Origin of the sequence: Octadecabacter dasysiphoniae (assembly GCF_021532615.1) — a bacterium.
GTDB lineage: Bacteria > Pseudomonadota > Alphaproteobacteria > Rhodobacterales > Rhodobacteraceae > Octadecabacter > Octadecabacter dasysiphoniae.
In genome coordinates this window covers 62,005-87,592 of the sequence record NZ_JAKGAQ010000004.1, presented here as the reverse complement: position 1 = coordinate 87,592, position 25,588 = coordinate 62,005, and the positions used below count along the sequence as shown (strand labels likewise).

At 55.0% G+C, this 25,588-nt stretch carries 10 protein-coding genes; 4 read left to right on the top strand and 6 right to left on the bottom strand.

The window, feature by feature from the left end; translation table 11 throughout:
* Positions 1-93 precede the first annotated feature (93 nt).
* A complete protein-coding gene (locus L0664_RS14925; RefSeq protein ID WP_418888038.1) occupies positions 94-1,932 on the top strand; it encodes an ABC transporter transmembrane domain-containing protein in 1,839 nt (612 codons plus the stop codon).
* Here L0664_RS14925 and L0664_RS14920 read toward each other — a convergent pair.
* A complete protein-coding gene (locus L0664_RS14920; protein WP_235226694.1) occupies positions 1,929-2,246 on the bottom strand; it encodes a DUF3467 domain-containing protein in 318 nt (105 codons plus the stop codon). The two genes, L0664_RS14925 and L0664_RS14920, sit on opposite strands and share 4 nt — an antisense overlap.
* 304 nt (positions 2,247-2,550) lie before the next feature.
* Between L0664_RS14920 and L0664_RS14915 the strand changes: the two genes are divergently transcribed.
* Genes L0664_RS14915 through L0664_RS14905 form a run of 3 tightly spaced genes read left to right on the top strand, consistent with a single transcriptional unit; the run spans position 2,551 to position 5,966 of the window.
* Positions 2,551-4,038 (top strand): TolC family protein, encoded by a 1,488-nt coding sequence (locus tag L0664_RS14915; RefSeq protein ID WP_235226693.1) that lies wholly within the window; start codon positions 2,551-2,553, stop codon positions 4,036-4,038.
* A 1-nt stretch (position 4,039) separates the two neighbouring features.
* Positions 4,040-4,843 (top strand): efflux RND transporter periplasmic adaptor subunit, encoded by an 804-nt coding sequence (locus L0664_RS14910; RefSeq protein ID WP_235226692.1) that lies wholly within the window; start codon positions 4,040-4,042, stop codon positions 4,841-4,843.
* Between the two features lie 16 nt (positions 4,844-4,859).
* The gene (locus L0664_RS14905) at positions 4,860-5,966 is read left to right on the top strand and encodes a BamA/TamA family outer membrane protein (RefSeq protein ID WP_235226691.1); all 1,107 of its coding nucleotides are present in this window, start codon (positions 4,860-4,862) and stop codon (positions 5,964-5,966) included.
* On the opposite strand, the gene L0664_RS14900 is transcribed toward L0664_RS14905, so the two are convergent.
* The 5 genes from L0664_RS14900 to L0664_RS14880 all read right to left on the bottom strand — a co-directional run bounded on the left by L0664_RS14900 (position 5,963) and on the right by L0664_RS14880 (position 25,575).
* Positions 5,963-7,912 carry a site-2 protease family protein gene (locus tag L0664_RS14900; RefSeq protein WP_235226690.1) on the bottom strand — a complete coding sequence of 650 codons (1,950 nt, stop codon included), beginning with the start codon at positions 7,910-7,912 and terminating at the stop codon, positions 5,963-5,965. The genes L0664_RS14905 and L0664_RS14900 overlap by 4 nt on opposite strands.
* On the bottom strand, positions 7,885-9,441 hold the full coding sequence (locus L0664_RS14895; RefSeq protein WP_235226689.1) for an efflux RND transporter periplasmic adaptor subunit: 1,557 nt from the start codon (positions 9,439-9,441) through the stop codon (positions 7,885-7,887). The genes L0664_RS14900 and L0664_RS14895 overlap by 28 nt, the downstream gene beginning before the upstream one ends.
* Before the next feature lie 19 nt (positions 9,442-9,460).
* Positions 9,461-23,155 (bottom strand): beta strand repeat-containing protein, encoded by a 13,695-nt coding sequence (locus L0664_RS14890; RefSeq protein WP_235226688.1) that lies wholly within the window; start codon positions 23,153-23,155, stop codon positions 9,461-9,463.
* 293 nt (positions 23,156-23,448) lie between these two features.
* Entirely contained in the window at positions 23,449-23,595 is a 147-nt protein-coding gene (locus tag L0664_RS14885) for a hypothetical protein (protein WP_235226687.1), read from the bottom strand.
* 108 nt (positions 23,596-23,703) lie between these two features.
* Positions 23,704-25,575 carry an asparagine synthase-related protein gene (locus tag L0664_RS14880; RefSeq protein ID WP_235226686.1) on the bottom strand — a complete coding sequence of 624 codons (1,872 nt, stop codon included), beginning with the start codon at positions 25,573-25,575 and terminating at the stop codon, positions 23,704-23,706.
* Between the last annotated feature and the right edge of the window lie 13 nt (positions 25,576-25,588).

Sequence of the window (25,588 nt, the reverse complement as noted above, 5' to 3'; positions counted from 1 at the left end):
AACGAGGTTGGGTCATTCCAATTTCCAAGATTGGTCTATTTAATTCCAGAGTCAAAACGTAAGGTCGATCAAGCGATACCACGGGTTGCGGGGATGCGCCTGTTCCAGCCTTATCAAGAAGGACACGTTTTGCCTGCTGCGCCGACACAATACGCCAACCCCAAAGCACCACGCGCCAAATCGCGCCGCCTTGGAATTCTGCGCGCACTGTCACCGTTTTTGTGGCCTTACCACGCGTTCATCGCACTCGCGGTTGTGGTTTTGTTGATAACCTCGGCCCTATCGCTGGCGTTGCCTTTGGCGGCACGCAGGGTGATCGACAGTTTTGGCACTGACATCACAGCAGTTCCAAATCACTATTTCATAGGCGCTTTGGTTGCCGCCGCAGCGCTGGCCGCGGGGAGCGCGCTTCGCTTTTTGATAATCGCGCAACTTGGCGAACGGGTTGTCGTGGACATTCGCAAAGCCGTGTTCAATCGCGTCATCGGCATGAGCCCGGCATTTTACGAAAAGATCATGACAGGCGAAGTCCTAAGCCGGATCACAACAGACACAACACTGGTCCAATCCATCATCGGATCGTCTCTTTTGATGGCATTACGTAATACCTTGATGCTGTCGGGTGGCCTAATCTTGTTGTTTTTAACTTCGGCCAAACTGGCATCTGTCTTACTGCTGCTCGGCCCGTTTCTTATCCTGCCGGTTTTGCTGATCGGGTTGAAAATTCGGGTCATCAGCCGCGAAGCACAGGCCTGGGTGTCGGCATCATCCGGCAAAGCGTCCGAAAACCTTTCAGCGGTGCAAACGGTCCAGTCCTTCACCCATGAACACGCAAGCAGGGCAGAATTCGCAGGGTTTGCTGAATCCTCGTACAAAGCAGCACAGCGCCGCGTGCGGTTCGCGGCACTTCTCACGCTGACGACAATGTTTCTGATTTTCGCCAGCGTGGTGGTCGTTCTTTGGATCGGGGTGGCCGATGTCATGGCAGGTACCATGACATTTGGCGAACTGGCGCAATTCATGATTTATGCCGTCATGGTGGCAAGTGCGGCCGCTGGTTTGTCTCAAATTTGGGGGCAGTTACAACGCGCAGCCGGGGCGACCGAACGGCTGGTTGAACTTTTGCACATGCAAGACACTGTAAATGACCCCACCCAAAGCACCCCTTTGGATGGCCCGATCAAAGGCCAAATCGTTTTTGACGCTGTCCAGTTCACCTATCCGACACGGCCCAATTCTGCGGCGCTGGACGGGGTAAGCATCAACATCGCACCCGGTGAGACGGTCGCCCTCGTTGGTCCATCGGGCGCGGGCAAAAGCACGATTATCCAACTCGTTCAGCGATTTTATGACCCGACGGGCGGACAGATCACGCTTGATGGCCATGATCTGCGTCATCTCGAAAGGTCGACGTTTCGCCGTGCCATTGCGCTCGTGCCCCAAGACCCGGTCATCTTTGCGGCCACCGCGATGGAAAACATACGCTTTGGCCGCCCCGATGCGTCGGACGAAGATGTAAAGACAGCCGCCAAAGCAGCGGCCGCACATGATTTCATTGATGCCATGCCCGACCAGTACCACACTTTTCTTGGCGAACGGGGCGTGATGCTATCGGGTGGGCAAAAACAACGCGTTGCCATTGCCCGCGCAATTCTAAGGGATGCGCCGATATTATTACTGGACGAAGCGACAAGCGCGCTGGATGCACAAAACGAACATGAGGTGCAGCAAGCCATTGAGAAACTAAGCCAGGATCGAACTACTTTGATCGTGGCGCACCGTTTGGCCACGGTGAAAAAGGCGGATCGCATTATCGTGCTGAACGAAGGTCAGGTTGTCGCCACCGGCACGCACGATGAACTGGTCGTGTCAGATGGGCTTTACGCCCACCTTGCACGCCTTCAGTTCACCGATGGTGCGGCTAAAAGCTAAAGTTTGACTTCGCCAAATTGGTCTTCGTAGGCCTTGATGGAATGTTGCAGGATGATCGCAAGGCGTTTGGCGGCAAAGGGGCTCATGACAATGCGCTTAGACAATTCAACATCGACGGCCTTGCGTTCTGCTTCGGTGCCACGCCAGTTCTGGTGCGTGCCAAACAACAAAAAGAACTCTTCTCTGTTGGCCGTCGCTGTGCCGATATTGGCGTAAACGCTTTCCATTTTTGCGTCGTCCCAATTGATCGACATGCCATTGATGGTGGCACCTTCCGCGGCTTTTGCCACGATATTGTCTTTGTCATCAGCCATTTATGCGTTCCTTAATTAATGTGCGCGGCCCAATTTTCACTGTTTTGCTGCCCGCCCTCTGGGGTTACCGAATGCACACTGTTACCGCTGCACCCCCCATGCGCAAGGCACCAGAAACACCAATTTGGCCCCAAATGGCACCAAAAGTGCGGCTTGGAGAACACGCATTAGCACCAACACACCGGCCAATGTCACTTTTCTTGCCTCAATCAAATTGGTGTGGCTACAACGTCAGATCTCATATCCGGCGGTTTTTTGCCGGAATGGGCTTGAATGAAACTAAGGTCTTTTTGGGGAAAATAGTTTGAAGAATTTCAAAGTTGAGGCGTCACTCGCCTGTGTGGCAGCATTGCTGCTGGGGTGCTCTGAAGCACAAACAAACAAAGCAACGGCCGAACGGCTGGCAGCGCTTTTGTCCCAAGGCCCTGATTCAGAGGCTTTGGCACAAGCAGACGAACGTCTTGAAGTCGCATTGGGACGCGAAAATGCGACCGGGGCTTTGGCCGCTGAATTTGCGTCTGACCCAGACGCAAACGGGGCGACGCAATCTCTCAACGCTTTGTTTTCCCTCGCACTTGAGCGCAACACCGACATTGCACGCGCCACACAAGCGTTAAATCGCGCCGATGTGGTCCGCATGAACGCGATTTACGGTTATCTTCCCCAGATTTCCGCAAGCGCGACCTACACCCAAGTCGACCAAGAAGTGGTCCAGTCCGATAACGCCGTGTTTAACGAAGGCACGGCAAGCTATCCGGTGACCAGCCTGCGGGTGGAACTGACCCAGCCGATTTTCAACCTCAGCCGGATTTTCAACATCCAGCTGCAAACGACAGCCAGAACAGTGGCCGAAGTCGAATACATTGCTGCCGTGCAGCAGGTGACGTTTGACACGTTCACGGCCTACGTCGAAGCCGCCCAAAGTCGCGCAAAGATCAACAGCTTGCGGGCGCGTTCAGGGTTGCTTGGCCGCCAGATCGCAAGTGAAAGCACCTTGGTTGACCTTGGGCTTGGAACGGCAGCGCTGCGCAACAGCTATGCGGCAGAGCGCGCGTCCCTCGCATCCGAAGAAGCAGTCGAACAGACCCGCTATAGCGATGCTTTGGCAGATCTTGCCTATTTGACAGGATCATCCGTAACAAACATCGCGAACTTCACCGTGCCTTCCAGCATCTTGCGCAGTGAACGCACCACCAGTGCGGCCGCAGGCATCGCCGCCGCCGAGGAAAACAATCCGGCATTGTTGGCGACTGCGATCTCCGTGGTCGAAGCAGAGCTGACACGCAAAGAAGCCCTCGCCTCGGATTTCGCGCCAGTTTTGGATGCTTTCGCAAGCTTTGAGGATGAAACCCGCGAAGGATCGCGGTTTGGTGGCGGGTCACAAACTGTGGACACTACCGTCGGTGTGCGCCTGACCATTCCGATCTTCAATGCCGATGGGCAAGGCTACCAAGCCGCGCTTGAGGCTGTGGATTTGCGCAGTTCCGCGCTTGAATACTTTGCGATCCGACGCCAGTTGGGATCACAGATTTCTTCGACCTATGATCGCATGAGCGACCTGTCGAGCGCGATCGCGCAGTCCAATTCCGCCCTGTCATTGTCAGGGCGCAACGTCACACTGGAACGCAATCGCGTCGCCAGCGGCGAAAGCGCCGAAATCGCCGTGCTGAACCGTCTTCTCACGCAGAACTCTGCGCGCGAAACGCTAGAATTCCAACAGTTTGAATACCTCAAGGCTTGGGGCCGCTACCAGTTTTTGACTGGATCGTCGCTCAGCCCGTCGGGGCTTTAGGATGACTACCCGCTTCGGTGCGTCCGTCCTTCTTACCGCTGTCGGTTTGGCGTCTTCCGTTAGCGCCCAGTCCAGCGGCTTTGGTATCAATTGCGCAATTCGTCCTTTGCAGGTTGTCGAAATTGCGGCACCAACCTCTGGTATCGTAAGCGAAGTGTTTGTGCGCCCCGGTTCAACCGTTGCAAAGGGCGATCTGATTGCGACGTTTGATGCGGATTTGATCAACGCCCAGCTTGCCGCCGCAGAAGTCCGCGCGACACTGACAGCAGGCCGCGACGCCGCACAAGCCCAGCGCGATGCACTCGCCGTGCGAGTCAACCGGTTGCGTCAAGGTGTGGCGCGCCGCGCGGTCAGCCAATCCGACCTCGAAGCAGCACGGCTGGAACTGGCAACCGCCCAAGGCGCGCTTAGCCGCGAAACCGATCTTTTGGTTCTCGCTGAACTCGAGGCAGAGGAAGCGCGCATTGCGTTGACCAAAACCGAAGTCCGCAGCCCGGTCGCGGGCGCAATCGGCGAAGACCTGATTGATGTTGGTGAAAGCCCGCAAGGCCGCCACGTGGCAATCGTTTACGTCAACGATCCACTGCGCGTCGAGGCCTACGTGCCGACGCCCCTACTCGCTGATTTTCTGGGCCGTGATGCGTTCGAAATCGTCGTGAACCAACAAACGACCGTTCCTGTGACGTTGGATTACGTGGCGCAGGTTGCCGATTTGTCGTCCAACACACAAAGCGTCTATTTCACGTTGGATGCGGATAATATTTTACCAGGCTACCAGTGCCTCTTCCCGTCGGATGGAAACTAGGATGATAGGGTCGCACATGGCATTTCTAAGAACAACCTGTCTGGTTTGCGGGCTGGCATCAGCGGGCAGCACCGTGATGGCGCAAGACGGCGGATCGGCCGCCCTTCAAACCGGCGCAAGCTATTCTTCTTTGCGGGGGGGATTGGCCTTTGTTGGCTTGGACGCGGAAAATGTGTTGGGCAGTGGCGTTGATCTGTCGCTTGGCTATCAGGCAGGTGATGACGGGGATGCGATCACCGGACTGATCAGCAAGACGTTTTCCCTGGGCGACACGGCCATAGGATCGCGCACATTTGTGCGCACCACTCTCGAGGCCCGCACGTCTGATTGGGAATCGCAGACATATTCGATGGAACATTATGCCGCCGACGTGACCATCGGCGCGCAGACCATTGGTGGATTGCGTTATGATGCGCGGCTGTTCTGGCAATCAGATTCATTGGGCGATCTTGGCCCGAATGTGTCCCCGCTTGTGCCTGCTGATCTGGATGGATCGACGGCTGTCGGCGTCGGGATCGGCTTTGACTATTCCACATTCACGGCCACTGGCCCGATGGCCACAGGTTTTGACGTACACGGATCGCTAACGGTGGCAACACCGGCTGGGGATCGTGAATGGATCGCGGCTGAATTGGGTGCGCAGTACAACACCCAACTCCCCTACGGCCTTGTGCTTGCGGTAAACGGCGACGTGGGCCGCATTGAAGGTCGCGGTGGTGATGACGTCAGCATCGTAGATCGTGCCTTTGTCGGCAGCGACGCCCCGCGCGGGTTCACCTACTCCGGTATCGGCCCACGGGACCGCGTCGCTGGTGGCGTGAACACCGCACTTGGCGGTAATTCGTACATGACAACATCCGTCGAACTGCGCACGGAAACACCGAACCCGTCGGTCACGCTGGGTGCTTTTGTCGATGCAGGTGCGCTGTGGGATCTGGACGTCACTGCGGGCGGTGCGTCCGGCATCATTGATGATGAATTCTACCTTCGCAGCTCCGCCGGTGTCGCCGTTTATTGGGACACGGCCATAGGCATCATGCAACTGAACGTCGCCAAACCGATTGAGCAGCAAGAATTCGACGAAGAAGAAATCATCAGCCTGAACCTCAACTTTCAGTTCTAGTTGGCGCCTTGGCCAATCCGTGCGTTCAAATAGCTGCGACGCAGGTTCAAGAAAACCTCGTATAGATGCGTGTACACTGGTGCGGTCTCAAGGGTCAGTTTCAGGTATTGCTGACGCCCGTGCAGCGCATTCGGCGGCAGGTTGAGATGCGCAATCAACTGATACGTCCGCTGGCCCGTTTCAGCAGCAAGCTGGTTGATCTGCACCAGACGGGTTTCAATCACCGTGTCGTTAGCAAACACATCACCGGCATTCCAAAGCGAATATTCAGGGTCGCCATCACGAAGCCGCGCAATCTGGTCTTCCGGAAACTGGCCAATCACAACGCTTTGGGCAACATCAGGTAACAAATACCCCAACCGCGATCCTTCGGCGAAAAACGCACCCGTGCGGGCATCCGTACTGGGTCGAAAAATGCCACTTTGTGGCGCGCTCAACGTCATGGCCTCAAGCCCGACCAGCAACACCTCCAGCTCCTTTTGGGGTGCTTCCAATTGTGCGGTGGCAATTCGGGTTTGGGTGGCATCGCGTTGAAGCACATTATCGCGCTGCGCATTCGCCAGAACAAGGATTTCACGGGCCAGTGCAATGTCTTGGTCAAGTACGGGATTATCCATAGCGAACAAGACCGTGCCCGCATCAACCTGACCGCTATCGCTGATCTGGCGCAAAACACCCGCCGCTTGCGTCTGCACGGCGTAAGTCCCGTTTGTATCAAGAGAAACCGGAACGGTGACCTTGAACGGCAACGGAATAAACAGGCATGCGCCCGTCACGGCCAAAACTCCACCCCAAAATACCGCCCGCCGTCCCATATACGATTGCTTTCCCTCTACCGGTTCTGCCTGCAATTTATTGAGCAGCGGCGAAAAGAACATCGCATAGCCCCCCCAGATCGCCAACAGCAATCCCAACCCGAAAAAGCGCGGCAGCGTCAGCCACAGGATCGTCAAAAGGATATTGATTTTATAAAGCCCCGACGCCACCCCGTAGAACAGATACATCCGTTCTTTGCGCCCCTGAACCGAGGCGCCTGCCCCACCAAAGGTCGCGCAATAGGTGCGTGCGTTCTTGAAAATTTGTGCCGCTGCACTGGACAGATTACGATGGCCGATCCAGTCGGAAAACGCAAAATATCCGTCAAGACGCATCAATGGATTGCCATTGAACAGCAATGAATTAAGGCTGCTAAAAATAAAGATGTTGGCCGTGATCGTCTTAAGGAAGGTTCCATCGACCAAATACCACGCCACAAAGGCCGTCATCGCGATCAGCAAATCAACGAAAATACCCGCAAGGCTGATGCGGATACGCTGGTTTTTGTTGGCGCAAATATCCGCCGCAGACGTATCCACGAATGGCAGTGGAAACAGCCCCACGAATATGATGCCTGCATTGCGCAACGGCACATCAAAACGCCGCGCCGCCAACGCATGGCCAAGCTCATGCGGGAGCTTAAGGAAGGGCGACATCAGCGCGAATGTCGCAAGCCCCTCAATCGAAATCATCTGCGTAGCAGCGCCAAGGATGGCCCATTCGCTGATCACCCCGAGCCCGAGGCAACACAGAAATAGGCCGATGAAAACAGGCCAAACAAATGGCCCCAAACACGCCGCCCACCGTGCCAATGGGCGGTCATATTTTCCAAGGTCCAACCCTTTCCAACGCACGAATAGCGGGTTGAACGGAGGCTTTGCCGTCAGCTCTGCGGTCGATGCATTTCGCACCGTTTCGATAAATCCGTAAACCTTGGCCATTTCATTCTGATCTGCCACCGCAAGATCGGTTTGCCCGTTTTGCAACGCATTCAAATGCTGTGCGATGGTGCGATTGGTCAGAAAAATCTTGCCGCTTCTTGGTTCATGGACAGCATAGCGCATCCCGTCCCCGCTGGAAAAACAGCTGACCTCAAGGTCTTTTAAAAAGTGAAGCCAAGTGTTTTCCAAAGGGTAAGCCTTATGTAATCCACAAGTGGCCGTGTCAGTCCGACAATGCGCGGGGCAGTGCGCGTTTCAATTTTGGCAAATCCGGAAAGGCCGACCAACAAATCAGATTGATCCGCCCCAAGGATGCGCGCGCGCACCACACTGCGGGTTTCCCCTGTTTCCGGCACGGTCGTCAGCGTTGCCGTCGATAGCGTTTCGAAAGGGTACGTTTCATCGCTAAGACCACGAAAAAACACATGGCCGGATTGGCCTGCCTGTACCAATGCGCTGTCGCGGTCCGAAACATCAATCAACAAATCAAACATCGCCTTTGGCTGCAAAACCACGACAGGCGTTCCGGTGCTTAAGAAATTCCCGCGGTCCCCGTCAGGCAGCGCCGTCACGACGCGACTGGCGACAGGGGCCGTCACCGTCAACTGCGCCTGTCGGCTTTCAAGCTGTTGTTGCAGCAGTAACGCAATCTCTGCACGCTTTTCCGCCAACTGGAATTCGCCGTAATCCCCGGCATTCAACGCATCCTGCGCATTGATCTGTTCAAGCGCATAGCTGACTTTTTGTTCGGCGATCCCGTTTTCAATCTCGGGCGATCGCAGCACCGCCGCCACCTCCCCTGCGTCAAGAACCTGACCGGGGCGCACCATAGATTTTTCAAGAAACGCGCCGAACGGCAGGGCAACCGTGACTGATTGGCTGGCGCGGGCTTCTGCGAAATTTGAAACATAAACCGGCGCTGGCATAGCCAAATAAACGCCGACAGCGGCCAAAACGGCCAGAACCCCCGCCCCCCACAACACGCGCGCGCCACGTCCTGTATTGGGGTTAAGCTCTGTCAGCATCGCGAAGAATTCGCCGTTTCTTTCCAGCGCGTCTTTGGCTTGCGCCGTAAGATCCACCCCAAAGAACGCCAGCCCGTTGTCTGGATCACTTGGCAGATACAACGTGCCCGATGCCCCACCCAGACTGCGCGCAATCAAATCAAGTTCGATTGCGTCGCTGTCCGGTTTCGGGTTGAGGATGACAGAGCGAAGTTCATCACGGACATTAACGCCGCTTTTCGCCGCAAAATGGATCTTCTTGACGCGGCCGTTCTTGATCACCGCTAGGGCGGCAACGCCGGACAGCCCCGCATCACGGATTGCATAAAGAACCTGCCCGATCCGTTTCTTACGTGGCATTTTCGACACCGCTACCGCCGCGTCGCGCAATCGATCAACTGCGTCTGGCTGGGCAGTTCTAGGGCGCGTTACTTGCGCGCGCGCCGCTGATTCAACATGGCGGATAAGGTCTGAAAGCGCGACACCTTTGGGCAGCGCGCGATACCCATGGACCAGCGCGACACCGGCAGCCAGTGGTGCGGCACACAGTATCCAACCATCGACCTTATGGGCGGTGGGCCGTGCACCGCGCAATTTATCCAACTGCGCGTTTTCAATTGTGGGCAGGGGCCGACCGCCTTCTTGCCCACTACCGCTAAGACCGTCCACATCTAGAACCGCCTCAAAGTCAGGATTGGGAAGAGCAACGTCCACCGATTAGCGCTCCACGATCTCAGGCAGGTATCTGTTGGATGACAACGCCATCCCCAGCCGGAACGACAGCATCCGCATCAGGTGCCGGATTATCGCTTGCGTCATCCAGAACCCGGCGCAGCATTGCATCAAACAGCACCATATCAACATGAAGTTCCATAATGCCCTGATCCAGCAGATAGGCACGGAACGCGAGGGTCAGATCCTCGAGCGCGAGGTCAAGATCAACCCCAAAGTAGACCGTTTCGGAAATGCGGCGAATGATGTCTTCGTTTTCAAAGAACCCTTCGATCACGCGCAAGAACAGCACCGGATCACTGCCGAACCGATCGCTCGCGTCAATTGGCTGGGCCGGTGGCGTGATCAGATCGAGGGTTGAAGAAAGGTGGTCTTCGTCAAAAACGTCACGTCCGAATGTCGACAGGAACCCTGTCCCTAGCACACCCAGGGACGTTCCGACCTGTGCATCGGTCAACACATCAACCGCCGAAAAGCCTGCAAAGTTCACTTCATCAACTTCGCGCAAAGGCGTGGTGCCTGTCAGGCCCGTCGGGAAGAAGGTGATGTATTTTCCGGTAAAGGCGTCACCTGCCAAAAGGTCAGTCCGGGTGTTGCCAAAGAACAAATCAGCCCCAAGGCCACCCACCAGAATGTCAGCGCCATCTTCGCCGTCCATGATATCGTAACCACCTGATTCAAAGGCGAAATTTGTATCCAAGTCAAGCGTTTCGATCTGGGTTACAGGATCATAGTCACGGCGCACATCGACGGTATCACCGAACAGGAAATCTTGCCCGTCGCCGCCCAAAAGACTGTCTGCGCCAAAGCCACCGATCAACAGATCATTGCCATCTGCACCAATCAGGCTGTCGTCAAACCCGAGGTCGGGGCGGATCGATACAACGGCCTCAATGCGTTCTACCTGCGACTGGCCGGGCAGGACATTTTCGAAACTGCTTAACTGCAACTCGCTCAGATCGCCGATCAGCACATCATCATCGTCAGCACCCGTAATAATGTCATCACCAAACTGTCCGATCAGGATGTTAGATCCTGTTCCGGTCGCGGTGATCACATCGTTACCGCCCACATCAACGGTCGTGTAAGTTAGCGTTTCGACATCTGTGGCATTTCGGAAAGTAATATCGCCAAGGTCGCCCAAGGCAAAATCTTCGCCGATCCCTGTTTCAATCGTGTCCGCACCAAACGAGCCGATAATCAGGTCATTTCCGTCGCCCGCCAAAATCCGGTCATCACCGCCAAAGGCTTGTGTGTCAGCCTCAAGAAGATGGACACCAGTGACGTCGTTCTTGGTCAGCGTCGCGTTGTCGCCCGCAATCAGGTCTTCGCCGCCGAATGTTTCAGCGTAGTCATCCCCTTGGCTCAGCAAGATTGAATCGTCACCTGCACCACCAAATACGGTGTCATCACCGCCAAGTTCAGGCGACAGGAACGTCAACAATTCCGTACCCGCAGCGGTATCAAGGGCCATACGGCCCTGATCGCCAACCACGCGGTTTTCGCCATCACCAGTTTCGACATAGTCATCACCAAGTCCGAGAATGATAAAATCATCACCACTACCGGCGGTGATCGTTTCGTCGCCATCCAGATCAGACAGCACGGCCAATTGGCTGACCATATCCAGAACGCGGTCCCCGCCTGCTGTTCGTTCAAAATCAATCGTGCCTTCACCGCCGATAATATGCACCGTGCCATCCCCAAGGTTGGCCGTATCCGCACCAAGACCAAGCACGACAAAATCATCGCCCAAACCTGCGGTGATCACATCATCACCATCCACAGCATCCGGAACAACGTCAGCCGAAGCGATCTTGACGGTCAATCGCCCGTCCGTCGCAGACGTCGTGTTCAACGCGCCCGAAGACGCGAGAACATAGGTGATGCCATCACCAAGGTCTGCGATGTCAGCACCGCCGCCCAGCACGATGAAATCATCGCTGCTGCCGGCTGTGATCTGGTCAATACCGTCGTTGTTTCCAACCACGACCGGATCAGACACCAGCGACACAGCCTGCGATCCATCCACACCCAGCGTAATGCTGATCTGGCCTGAATCGCCCATGGCGTAATTGTCGCCCTCACCCAGAACCGCACTGTCCGTGACGGTTGTTCCGGCGCTGTTACCGCCGCCCAGAACGACCAGATCGTCATCTGCACCACCAAAGTAGGTGTCATTGCCATCGCCCGCGCCTGCATCACTTGTCAGGGTCGTGGGGGAGGCCGTCAGCACATCCGCAGTTTCCAGCGTACCGTTGTCGGTCATCACAATGTTCAGCCCGTCGCCCGCCGTTACCGTATCCGCCAGATCGCCTGTCAGGATAATGTCGCGGCCGTTCGCTGTGGTGACCGTGTCATTGCCCGCAAATTCAGTGCTAAAGGATTCACCCTTAACCTGTCCGAACGTGCTGCCCGCGCCATCATCAATCTGATCAATGGTCAATCGGCCATCATCGGTGATGATATAGCTTAGGCCGTCGGCAAGATTGACGGTATCACCGCCCATATTTCCTGCGCCATCATCCGTGTTGCCACCCATGATAGCAAAAACATTGCCGCCTTCGGTCGTGGTCAGACTGTCGTCGCCATAACGTGGGTTAGCACCCAGATCACCATACACGGCGCCTGTGTCATCCACGGTTTCCATGCTTTGCACGATGCGTTCGATCAGCGCGACCTGTTCATTGTAGGCAGCGATTTCATCGGCATCTGCCGTTGACGACAGGGGCAACAAACCAAGCAAGGCGCGCACGCCCTGCGCGCTCAGTTGAATTTGGCCGTAATCGCCGAGGGCCGCCAGACCACCATTCACAGATGTGATCGTATCACTGCCGCCGCCGCCAAGTGCCACGTCAAACAGATCATCCGCACCCGCCACCCCGAACGAGATTTGATCATCTCCTTCAAGCAAACTGGTGTTCGCAACCACGACACCGTTTTGCACATAGGTGTTGTTCACAATCCCGTCGCCCGGAACGAACGAACCCAGATCACCGATAACAAAATCACCGCCCAGACCAGCGTTGATGATGTCACCGCGTTCACCACCAATGATCACGTCATTTCCAGCGCCCGTCGTGATATTGTCGATGGTACCCGTATCAGACGCAATCGCACGGAAGGCGTTGACCAGTTCCAGAATACGGCTTCCTTCAGCGACGCCAAAGTCACCAAAGACTGTGTTATTACCTACCAGATCGGTGATGGTTTCCGTCGCAGTCACGTCCTGTGCGCCACCGGCCACCAGAATGTCACCACCCGAACCACCGTTCAGAATGTCAGTGCCAGCGGTTGTTGATGTCATACCGGTCGATACAAAAGTTTCAGCCGTGCGGTTGGCCGACACATTGATCTGGCCATAATCGCCAACAACAAGGTCAGACCCGTCGCCGCCCGAAAGGGTATCGTTACCGCCGCCGCCAAGCAAAATATCACTGCCCGCGCCGCCATCCAGTGAGTCCTGCCCATCCGCAGCATCCGCCGTTTGAACCTGCAAACGTGTCTGAAGGTTCTTCACCGCAGACGGATCAGTCAGCGTGATCGTTGTGGCGCCAACATTGCCGTCTTTGTCCAATGACCGGACTTCAAGAACACCGCCGGACATCAGATCGTCGTCATAGCCGCCAAACAAGGCGTCATTACCAAAACCGCCGCCCAGAATGTCACTGCCGTATTGGCCATAGAATGTGTCAGCACCGCCCTCACCGATGATAATATCGTCGCCATCATCGCGCATAAGGTGGTCAAACGTACCGCTGTCCTCATCCGCTTGTGAAATCGCGCCCCATCCGTAGGCAGTATTTGAACCACCTGTGAATGTCACAAGGTCAGCCCCTGCACCGGCTTGCGTATGCGTCGTGCCAGTTCCGGTGAAATTGATCTGGTCGTTGCCCGCACCTGTATAGATGTCAGCGTCGCCCGTTCCCGTAACCGAAATCAGATCATCGCCCTTGCCCGTGAACACGTTGGCATTGCCAGAACCAGCAATCCTGACGATTTCATCATCGCCCTGCCCCGTCAGTTGGGTTGCGCGGGTGAACTGGTTTTCAAAAACGTTGGCGGGCCCAAGATCAACTGCACCGCCGGTGAATTGTTTTGCAATCTCGGCTTCGGTCACTGACGTTTTGATCGTCTTGCCGCTGACGCTGAAGGTATCGAGGAATTGTTCACGCATCCCGAAATCTTCACCCGCGAAGACATAAACCGTGCCGCCTGCTGCGGTGGACAGATTCAATGTGTCGGCGCCGTCTTCGGCAAAGATGTAATAGGTGCCTTTGCCGTTGGTCAGGTTGATCGTGTCACGCCCGCCACCTGCAAACACGACATGGGTACCATCAAGTGCCAGATTGATCGTGTCGTTCCCGTCGCCTGTGTAAGTAATCGTAGCGCTCGTTGCGCGGTCCATCGCAGACAGATCAACGGTGTTGGTGCCTTCACCCGCTGCAATCACAATTCCAGCATTCGCATTGACCGTTTGCAATGCTGTCTTGGTGCTAAAGACCTGCCCGCTGGCGGTATAGCTCACAAACCCATTGTTATTGATCGTGATAACATCATTGGCGTCTTGCGAAATCGACGACAGATTGCCCCCAGCCCGCGCGCCTACATTCAGCACAGACGTAACATTAGCCCCTGACACAATGACATCTGCGATGGCAACATCCGGCAACGTCGGTTCAAGCGAGATGTTAAACAGTTCGGTCTGGAACACAGTCGTCGAAAAGCTGAGGTCGGGCAGCGGTGAAGGGAAGTTGATACCGCCCCAAATGCTAAGACCCGCGCTAAAGCTGACCGACCCATTGAAGAACGAGCCCAGCAGCCCCTTCAGCGTTGTCTGAGTGGATGCAAGATCAATCTGCGCCAAAAGTTCAGGCAAACGCAATTTGCCGTCGTTGTTTGGATCCGTAAACGTCAGGGTTACATCGCCGCCGATATTGCCGGATGCCCCCGCAATACCTGCATTCAACCCGAACGTACCGCGCACACTGCCATCCACCAACGCACCCGGCGCAGCATCAAGGAAAATGCCATCAAGAAGGCGTTCAGGATCATAGGAATTGGCAAAGTTAACGACGCCAGCCAGATCATACCCAACAGTAAATCCTGCATCAAAATCGATATCGATGTTGGCGGTAAATCCACCTGTGATCGCGCTTCCGATCCAGCTCGGCAAGTTCAGGGTATTCACAATTGCAGCAGAGATATTGGCGTTGATATCCGCCTGAAGCAGATTGAAATCGGCCTCAACCAGGCTCACCCGATCAAAATTACCCAACAGTAAGTTCAACGCATGGGATGGATCTGTCAGCAGCGGTAGCTTGATGTCCAGACCGGGGCCGGACACGCTCGCCGAGAACCCAAGATCAAGCACAAAGTCGAAACACGGCGTAAAGATCGCATCACTGGCGCGGAAATTAGACAACAAGACTTCGTTCTTGAAGCCGAGGAAATTATAGGTGCCGATGCAAATACCGCCAGGATTGCTGGTTGGCAGATCAGCCAAAGTACCCAGCGTCTCGGTGATCTGCGTGCCGACATTCAGGATCGGGAAAATCGCGGCCGCGGCGCTGAATGCGTAGGACACGGGCACCGTTTCGGACAGTGGTTTAAAGACGTCCGTAATCGGTTCCAGCAAGGTTGTAATCGGGTTCAGGACTTGGCCAACGATCTGGCCCAGATTGCCCGTGTGCAGGCGAATATCGTCGAATTTGAGGTCGGTGATCAGAATGTCCGTGGAAATAGGCTCCCCAAGGACCAACTGCGGAATTTCAGCCGTAAAGATAAATTTCGTTGTGATTTCAGGCACAAAGCTGCCCGATCCGAAGCCGATTGTCAGATCAAGGTTCAGATCAACCGTCACGTCCAACGTAAAGGTCGCGAAATCACCGAAATCGATTTGCGACAGATAAACCGTATTGTCGAACCGGTTGGCATCAAGGGGCACGGCCCCGCCGCCCATTGCTGCGAATTCAGGTTCACTGAAGGCATAGGCGCGATCAATCTCAAGGCCCGTGCCCGTCGCAATGCCCGACGCACCAAACAGATCAAGACCAATGGTCGCGCGCACAAGGTTATCAGTTCCAGCCGTTGGCGTTGCCGATACCTCAAGAACACCACCGATACTCATACCCGCTTCAAACGTGTCAGCGGTTGTTGGGTCAAAGTCGATCAAGGACGCTTCGAAGGTCAGTGCAATTTCAGGGCTGTCCACATCGTTCAGAACAAAGAAGCCTTCGCAATCCAGACCAAAGCCCAGATCAATATCCAAGACCGTGCGCAGATGGATGCCATCCCCCGCATCCACATCCAAATTCAGGCCCGGAATTTCCAGTGCAAGATCGACGTTCAAGTCAGCATTGAACACTTCAAAATCAAACGACAACGCGCCGTAGATCGCAGGTTCCCCGTTATCGATCACAGCCGCCGCAATATATTGCTGATCCGCGCTTGTGTCGTTTGGATCAAACATCAGGTTCAACGCGCGGTTCAGCAACACGTTGATCAGATCAAGCGATGTCGGCAGCGCATCGGACACCGCCGGATCAATGGGCCGTTCCAGATCGGCGCGCACTTCGTCCAACGCATCATAGATGAAATCGTCAAAGAACCCGGCCCCAAGCGCAAGGTTGTCACCAATGACCGGCAGATCAAGATCGCCCATAAAGTCGTCGATGAACCCTTGGATCGTTCCGGCCATCATATCCAGACCATTGATGATCGCTTGCGGGTTGTTCAACAGATCAAGGATGCCCGCACAATCAAACAGCCCCACACCGGGCAAGTTCAATTCAATAAAGTGCGGGCCATATTCTGCATCACCCGTCGGGGTGTAGTAATCCGCAGGCAAAAGATTGGTCGTCGCATCACGTTCACCCGCGCGGGTGTCACCAAATTTGGCAAGATCTGCGATCGGATCAATCAAACCGTCAAGCTCGTCCTGCGTCAGTGCAAGCCCGATCAGCGCAAGCGCCTGCGCGTCCCCAACAAAATGAGTATCGAGCAAAGCAATCGCTGCGGCGCGCGCGGCCTCGGCGTCGGTTGCGTTGATGTCAGCTGTATAAAGCTCGACCAGCGCGGCCTCCGCGGTGTCAAATAGTGCGCGCGCAGACACGGAATTGTCGTTCGGATCCGCCGGATTACCCGTCGTGCGCAACAAAGTAGATTCATAGACAAAGCCGTGGTCGTCAGGATTCAGCAGGCCAAAACCACCGCTGAACGGCAAATCAATCCGCGTTTCAAAATCAACGTCGAGGCCGAACAGTGGCAGGAAATCAGGGTCATCTGATTGGAAAATTCCGTACAAATGCGCCAGATCATAACGCCCGTCATCCTTGCCATCGATATCTTCGACAACGCCGGCAACATAGCCGCGCCCTTCACCACCACTGGCGCCGATAAACGCACTGCCACCCTCGATACCGACCTCAAGCGGACCAAGCGCAAGGACCATATTCAAGCCTTCGGGCGTGCCAAGGCTCAGGTTGGCGGAAATGCGGGTAGCATTGTCGCCTTCAGTATCAATGAAAATGATCGGCGCATCATGGGTGATGTCTTTGGCTTTCAAGACGCTGGACGACACATCGCCTTCAACCACATCAAGCGATGGGTCGTTCAAGATATCCGATAGTTCAATCAATGACTTAAAGCCCAGCGCGCGGGCGATGTTGGATTTCTCCAGCTCCAGCACTTCGAACGTCACGTCGTGGCTGATATCGTTGCCTACAACGGCGAAGGTGAATTCATTATACCCGTTCACCTGCGCAAAATTCGTGCTTTGTAATGTCAGGTCGGTGCCATCGGCAACGAAGCGTAAAATCTGGCTAAGTGTTGTCGTGGTGCCAATCACGGCAGTATCGGAAATCAGCGACCGATCAACACCAGCGTTGACCAAAGCCGCATTCAGACCGTCAACAAAGTCAGCGCGCGTCACGCGGCTAAAGTCTTCTTCGACAATCACGTCAATCGGATCGCCGTCCGCAATCTGGATGGCAAAGCTGTAACCCTTGGACGCATCAGTTGCCTCCCAGTCGCTACCAGTGCCGTGAATGTTGCCAAACGCCGCACCGCCCGTCTGAAGCCCGGCCTTCACAGCAGTATATTCAAGAGAGAACCCAAACTCGGGCAAACCAACAATTTTCAAAGCAGATGTGGTCGTGATCGACACGAGGCCCAAATCATTGAGCTCAAACGCAAACACGTTCCCCGCGAGGATATCGGTGACTTCAGCAGCGCCAGTTTCCGTCGATGTCGTCAGTGTCCCGAGATTAAGCGTGCGCATCGTATCTGGCGCGCTGAACCGCAGCGCGTCGTTCAAGGCATCCACCAATTCTTGCGGTGTTCGGGGTGTTAGGGGTGTCAGGTCTTCGGCGATCACAAGGTCGATTGTGTCCGTCGCCGTAGAACCCGGAACCGTGATATTCACGCTAAGGGTGAAACCATCGCTTGGCAGTGGCAGCACGGCCGCGACAGGCAAAGGCGGCGCAACGACAAGCACCCGAGGTTCGAATTCGTCGGGAACAATCGTGTCCAGACCCATCATCGTAATGGCGCGTGGGACGTAAGGATCGGCCTCTGCCAGTGCCTCAAAAGCCCCGCCAGCATCCTCCGCAGGGCCACCAAACAACGCACCTGCGGTATCGGTGATGGCAATCGAAAATTCGTCCCAACCCTGACTGTTCGCGAATGCCGTCGTTTCCAGCGTAATCGCGCCGGTGTCATCATCCAGACGTGCCAATAAAAGGCGCAACAGTGGTGTGCTGTCGCCAGACATATCGCCAGCATCCAGACCAGAATTCGCAATCAGGATCGTGTTGTTCGTGGCGGCAGGAATCGCAGGGTTGGCAGTGTTCAGCGCTGTGTTCAGCGCGGCAACAAACCCTTCGTCGTCGCGCGCACCGTCGGCAGGAACATCAATGCTGATCGGTGCGGTTCCGGCTATCACGATGTCGAACGTATAGCCCAAGGTCGGATCAACAGGATCAGCCAGCGCGATGCTGCGAACCGGATATTCCCCGGCCTCCGCCAGAACAGGCTGCACGCCGCCCTCTGCCGTCAGTGCAGCCGTATCAATCGGATCGGCAAACAGCGCCAATACACCTGCGGGATCGCGCGCTGTCGAATTGGGGTCTTTGATTTCAATTGTCAGATCACCGGCGTTGTCCGCCAATTCAACGACCAAGCCATTTGCATCCGCGTCAAATGCGGCCTGCAAGGCGGTGACGACATCTTGGATCGTTGCATCAGGCTCACCTTCCGCCTGCGGCAAAAGCGCATCGATATCAATCGCATAGCTCGCCTGTTTGCCATCTGTCGCATCCACCCAATTGACGCGAAGATCGTCAAAACCCGCACCATTGGTGATCACCGAAGTCACGTTCGCGATTTCTTCGAGCGTTGTGGTGGCAGTCGCATTCGCCAATGTCAGGCCACCTAGCGCGGCGATATCAATCCCAAAGCTAAGGTTCAGGCCAAGTTCGGGATCCAGAACCAACGCCGCATCTGCGCGCGCGTCCACCAGATTTGTCAACAAATCCCCAAGAACATCGGCGGATTCATCCCCCTGCTCATCGGAGTCCAGATTGTCATCCGCACCATCGATCAGCGCACTCAGCCCAGCCGTGCCAAGCAAATCAACGAGGTTAAAGTTGAACGGAATTTCCTGCGTAAAGTCATCAAGGAAACTGATATCGAGATCAAAGATCAGCTCACATGCGCCGCCCGCAGTGACGAGATTGATCGTAACAACATCCGCGCCGAATACGGACGCAAACACACTGTTGATGTTCTCAAAGCTAAACCCGCCCTCATCGCGAAGGTCCTGCAAGGCATCGTTGAAACCAGACGTGAAATCAAAGGTCGCCATCAAGCTGTCGTTCAACAGCGGGACGTCTTCGAACAGGAACGGGAAGAAGGATTCAAGGTTGTCTTCGTAAATTTCGATGACGTCGCCAAGGCCGATCAGCGCATCCAAAATCAGATTAGGATCAACCAGCGTCAGACAAGCAAGTTCAGCGATATCAAAGACAACGCTGGTCGTGTTGATCGGGTCAAAAATGTCACCGATAGACGCAAAGATTGGTTCATCAATCGACGGGGTCAGCCCGCCAAAGCCAAGATCGATCCCCTCAAGATTCATCGCAACCATGACGTAATCTTGCCCGTCAACGCGATCATCGCCGTTCTGGATCGTGATCAGATCAAGAACATTCTGGCGGTCTTCGGCAGCGGCATCATCTGGATCAGCCAACGTGCTTGCGGGCAGGTCGAAATCCACACGTTCGCCCGCCACGGCGCCTTCGATCACCACATCATCGTCACCGCTTGCGGGGTATGGAATGACGGCAATGCCGCCCTCCAGATCAACGCGGCCCAGCAAATCCGTCAAACGGCTGCCCGGCCCGGTATCCGTTCCCAACGTGATCAGTTGCGCGCCCGTCAAACGGTTGCTGAACGCACCATCAGATTGGCCGACGATTGTAATATCAAGCTCAGTATTGATCGCGATGAAGTTTGCAGGGTCAGGCCCACCCGCGCCCGTGCCCACACCGATTTCAACCATCCCCAGATCAAGACCGGCGACGATGTTGGTCGCCTGCGCATCCAGAACGGCATTCATCGACAATTGGTCAAAGAACACGTTGTCGAGGATCGCGCTACCGATCTCACCATTGGCCGTGAAATCGGCCTGGATGTCGAAAATGTTAAAGCCCGCAGCGACGTTCAGTTCCGCACTCAGCGTTCCATCAAGCTGGGCTTGAAGATCAACATTCGAAAATTCGCCAAGGCTGGTGTTGTCAATCGACAGGCCTGCGCTGACACTTGGAATTCCCGTAACGATGTTTCCGTCACTATCAATCGAACAGGCAACGAAGGGTTCAAAATCGAAGATCACTTCGCCTGTTTCGATATCTACGTTGACCTCAAAATCAGGAATGCACGGGATGTTGCCCACCGTATCTGCCATCCAACCCAGCATACCCTGAAGGCTGTTGGCACGTTTCAATGATTCCAGATCAAGGCCGATTTTGTAGCGCCCGTCCGCATCCCCGCCCAAGCTGAATTCAAGTGCCGGATCAGCCCCCACAAAAGCCTTCGCAACCGAGATGTCGATCCCTTTCAGGACCAATGCAGCGTTGATTTCATTAACAAAACCCTGCGCCAGATCGCCAGCCGTATTCGCGCCCCAACCGCCTGTCGGCTGCACGACATTCACAAGCTGCACTTCGTCGTCCACGACGATTTCAAACCGCACGCTGGACATGCCTTTCAGCACATCAAGATCAAGCGCCTCCAGCCCGACCGTTCCGATTTCGCGATGCACATCAAGGGATGCAATTTCGGTGCCGTTTTGCGTGCCTGTGTTCAATTGCGACAGTTTAAACCCAAGATCGCGTAGGTTCGTGGTGCCCGCGATGGATTCCATGCTGACGTTCTGGATCGCCCCAGGTCCTGTCACCGCAAAGTTGAACGCACGGCTGGCGATGGAAACAGCCCATCCAAAACTTGCCAATTGCCCTTCAATCAGACCCGCCAGAACAACCAAGGATTCGTCTGTGATATTGCCGTAAACATCGCGTTCCGCCCAACCGGTAATGTCGACGGGAACATCGGTGCGGGTTTCAACGTCGTTTGTATCAAAGCCCACGATGACGAAATTCAAACTCGTTTCCAGCGCCAGCGCATCTAGCTGCGCATCTGTCAAAACGCTGCCTGTCTGGCTTGTTTGATCCGTCGCAAGATCAACGAAAATACCGGTCTCATCGATATTCAGAAGCCCGACCGACCCGACAGTTTCAGGGAAACCAAAATCCTCTGGACTGGCGGCAAACAGATCAGGAATGGACTGGAAGACATCTGCAATCTGCCCAAAGGATTCTGTCATATCAAAATCGGTCAGCGGAATGCCCAGCGTAAAGCCCGCATTGCCAAGAACAGACGCAACCCCGTCGCCCAAAGCATCAAAGAACGTTTCAACCACATCCGTGCCCGTGTCATAGAACGTGTTGGCGATACGGTTCAGCGGTTCAATCAGTTCTGCATCGACGCCGGCAAAGCTCGTAATTGCGAAATCAACATCAACAGCATCATCAAAGGCGGCAACAGTTGTATCGGCGGCAATCTGGCCGATTGTGACAGCTTGGGTCAGGCTCGCGCCGAACCCGATCCCCGTCGCTGCGTCCAGCGACAAAGGCAAGTTCATATCAAAGTTATAGCGCACCAGTTCGAGTTCTGCCGCCTGATCCAATTCAACCAACTGGCTGGCTGCATTGGCTGGATCGGCATCCAATTCCGTCGCGCGCAGCGCAAAATCAACGGCACCGCGTCCGCCAAGAACGCTGGACTGGGTCAATCCAATCGTAGGATCGACTGTCGCAATAACAGTGCCGTCAAACGCCAGACCAGTCCACGTATTGCCCGCATCGAACAGGCCAAAGCGCCCGGTTTCGATTGACGTCAAAGTGCCGGTTAGGAACCCGACATCCGTTTCAGGTGCGCCACCTATCTCAAAAAGATTGTTGATGTCACCAGCAACAGCATCGGGAACACCAAATTCGAACAGCGCCTCGATCCCCGTCGGATCAAGGGGGTCACCCGCCAACCCAAAGTTCGCCATGTTCAAATTTGCCGTGACAGTATCGTCTTCGACATCCGCGATCGCGGCCGTCGTGGTGCCCTGATCATCAACAACCGTTGCAGCCGTGATGGAATATTCAAACACCCCACTTTGCGCCAAAAAGGAAAAATCATTCGGCATGATCGTGCGCAGATTTCCCGCAAGATCGAGCTTATCCAGAAATGTCTGGATGATCGGCAAATCCACCGACACAGCGATTTCATCAACGCTGGTTTGGCTATACCGGATGATCTCTCCGCCGCCCGTCTTATCAACATCCGCCAGCGAAATCTGTTCAAGCGCGGTGGTATCGGCCGCCGCAATGACATTGTCGTAGGCTTCGGTGAAGGCCGCCTTGAACTCAACAATCGTTGTCAGAATTCCCGCAGCGTCTTCGACAAACGTATACTCTCTGAATGGCTCATAATTGGGGGCCAACGGATCACTGCCCGCAGTTACAGGGGCGTACTCAACAGCAAACGTATCAAAATAGGCATCGATCCGGTCAGACAGATTCCCGTCAGACCAGATAAGATCACTACCAAAAACCTGTTCGGTCACATCCGCGCTGCGCAAATAATCTGACAGCGTCGTGCCTTCGGCCAATTCAACACCGTTGATGCGCAAAAGCCCAACGTTGTCTAGAAATCCAACCTCAGTCATGCCGTCCCGCACCCCATAAGTGCGGGTGGTATCCCTCAAATCAAGGATCGTATCGGTGTAAACCGCATCGGTGAAAACGGCATTCAGGTCTGTGCGGTAGTCTTCAACCACTTGCATCCCGGACAGGCGGACACGCTCAAAAATGTCCTCAAGCTCTCCGAAACCGGTGCCGTCCTGCCCCTCAACGATGGAAAACAGGTCGTCGGCGCCGTCCAGCCCGTCGATCAGCTCTGTTCGCAAAAGGTTAAGAAGGCCGTCCTCGCCGGGATCAAATTGATCCTCGAACGTGCGGATCAAGGCTGACATCGCCTCGATTGTGTCAACGTTATCAAGGGTATCAGAAACGGAGAAGTCCAGCGAGGCATCCAGAAGAATGCGCGGCTCTAACAGTTCAAATAACTTTTCGTTCTTATCCAAGACCAAGCCCCTAGCATATCAGCTGGTTAAATTTTCAACGCACTCACTAAAGGACCAATCACAAACCTAGATCTGTTGGAAAAAGTCAAAAAAGACACCGCACAATCGTCTCCAACCTTCTTAAATCAATTCACATCAAAAGCGACATATATTTTCCTTGGCTAGTGATACGAGCACGCACCATTACCCCCTGAAAACCAAAGGCCGCAATTCTTGCGAAATGCGACCAAAGTTAGATTTTATCAAATGTAATTTTGATTTCCACGCGCGCCATCAGCGGCGCAGAACGACCCTCAAGACGTCCGGCTATACGGGCCTTCCGTGGGGCTTGTAAAACTACCACCTGCGGTCTCGGATGCATCCAGAACCTTAAGCTCTGGCGCGACATAGGTTGGCAGCTTTTGATCCGCTTCGGTCTGCGCTTTGTTCTCTTCAGACATGATAAATCTCCTAAAACTAATTCCTGCGGAGAGAATAAGTTTCAAATTCGCAGAAAGCAAATGTTTGTTAATCTTTATGAAGAGTCTTGCGCCCCCTCCGATGCCACGTCAGGCCAGCCAGCGGACCAATGCGTTTGCCCGCCAGAAACTATTGTATTGCGCGACAGCAATCTCATCGACTGTATCGCCCGATTTTGCCTGTTCATATTCGGCCCGCTTGGCACCCATTTTCGCAGGATCAAGAACCGTCGACAACACAGGATGCGCGCCATTCTGAAAACCGTCCTTGGGCAATTCCCGCCCGACCAGACCAACGGTTACACCCCCAAGGTCCTTGCTTTGCTTCCATGTGACCTTGTCCGGTATCGTCCCCGTGGCCGCGCGCCGATGGAGGTAGCGCCCCATCTTTTTGCGACGTTTCTCAATCGCTGGTGTCTTAAGAAATTGGAGCATCAATTGGCGATCATACAAAGGCCAACGATATTCAACGCCGTAACTCTGAGCGAGAAGTGCACAGGCTTCAAGCCGCGCCACGCGCCGTGGCGAAAGATCGGGGCCGCGTAGTATATGTTCGTTTAATGTCAGCGCTTTAGCTTGATGCGCATACCATGATGCGAACCGCTGCGTGACTTGAAACTCCTCAATCGCGTCTTGGCGCAGCAATGCATTGTCCACATATGCGCGCACAAATTTCGGGATGGGCTGGACCGCACCGTTGCCTTTGGTTTTCGCCGATAGCCGTCGAAGATTCAGCGCAAACCGCGCCCAGCGCGTCACCGCATTGCCGTGCATCTCACGCGCAAGAACTCCAAAGTTGCGCTTATGAAAAAGCTCGGTGTGAAGGGCCGCGGCTTGATGCGTGACCATTTCATCACCGCCATACCCGGACAATAAAGTACGAATACCCAACTGCTGGCACTGGCGCAGAATATCGATGTGCCAATGGGCTTGATCGTGTTCGGCGGGATACCCCATCACCTTCAATGTGCGTTCCAACACACTGGGATCATCGTGCAAACGGGCGTGCGTGGTAATATGGTTGTGCCGCACACCGCAATGCATTGCTGTTTCCAGCAGATATTCGGGTTCTTGTTCAAAGTGACTCATACCGAAGCAATGAAAATCATCGATGTCGTGGGGCAGATGTTTAACGGCATGGCCAATGATCGACGACGAATCCAGCCCACCCGAGCTTTCGGACCCGACCCGAAAATCGCTGCGCAATCTGGCCTCTGTCGCGGTGTGAAACGCGGCACGGTAGTCCTCCAGATACTGGGGATCACGGTGCGTTGCGGCCGGCGCGGTGTCTTTGAATTCAAAATAAGGCTGCGGTTCCACGGGGCCTTCGCGCGTCACGCGCATGCTGTGGGCGGGGGCAAGCCGCGCAACGCCTTCAAATGCACTGTGCGTCATGTCATGGGGCGCATCCGCCATATGACGCGCCATCCACGCCCGGCTTGGCGTGATCTTTAGCGCCTTCATACCGGTAAAAACGACGGGCGTGCTGGCGCAGACAAACACATCCGCATCCACATAGTAAAAGAACGGCCGCGCCCCGATACTGTCCCGGGCACAGAACGTTCGCGATGTTTGCGGGTCGTAAATGACGAAACTGAAATCACCCTCAAACCGATCCGCGCAGGCGTCATCCCACATGTCGAACCCAGCAAGAATGATCTGCGGGTCTGTCAACGTATCGCTGTCGGTCAGGCCAAGCGCGGAACATAGCTGCGCGCGATTGTCCAATCGAGACCACGACACAATCACACGTCCCGTTTTCGGGCAGGTTTGCGGCGCGGTTTCATGGCGCGACTGCGGCGTGTTCCACGTCACGGTCTGGACCATCAACATCTGATCATTCGACCACGCGCCCTGAACATCGGCCTGATCATAAGGCGTCAGCGCATCCAACAAATCCTGCTCTGTCGCGTATGTTTGGGGGGCTTGGCGGGTGCCGCGGGCCATGATGCACGCAAACATCAGCGTAACACCC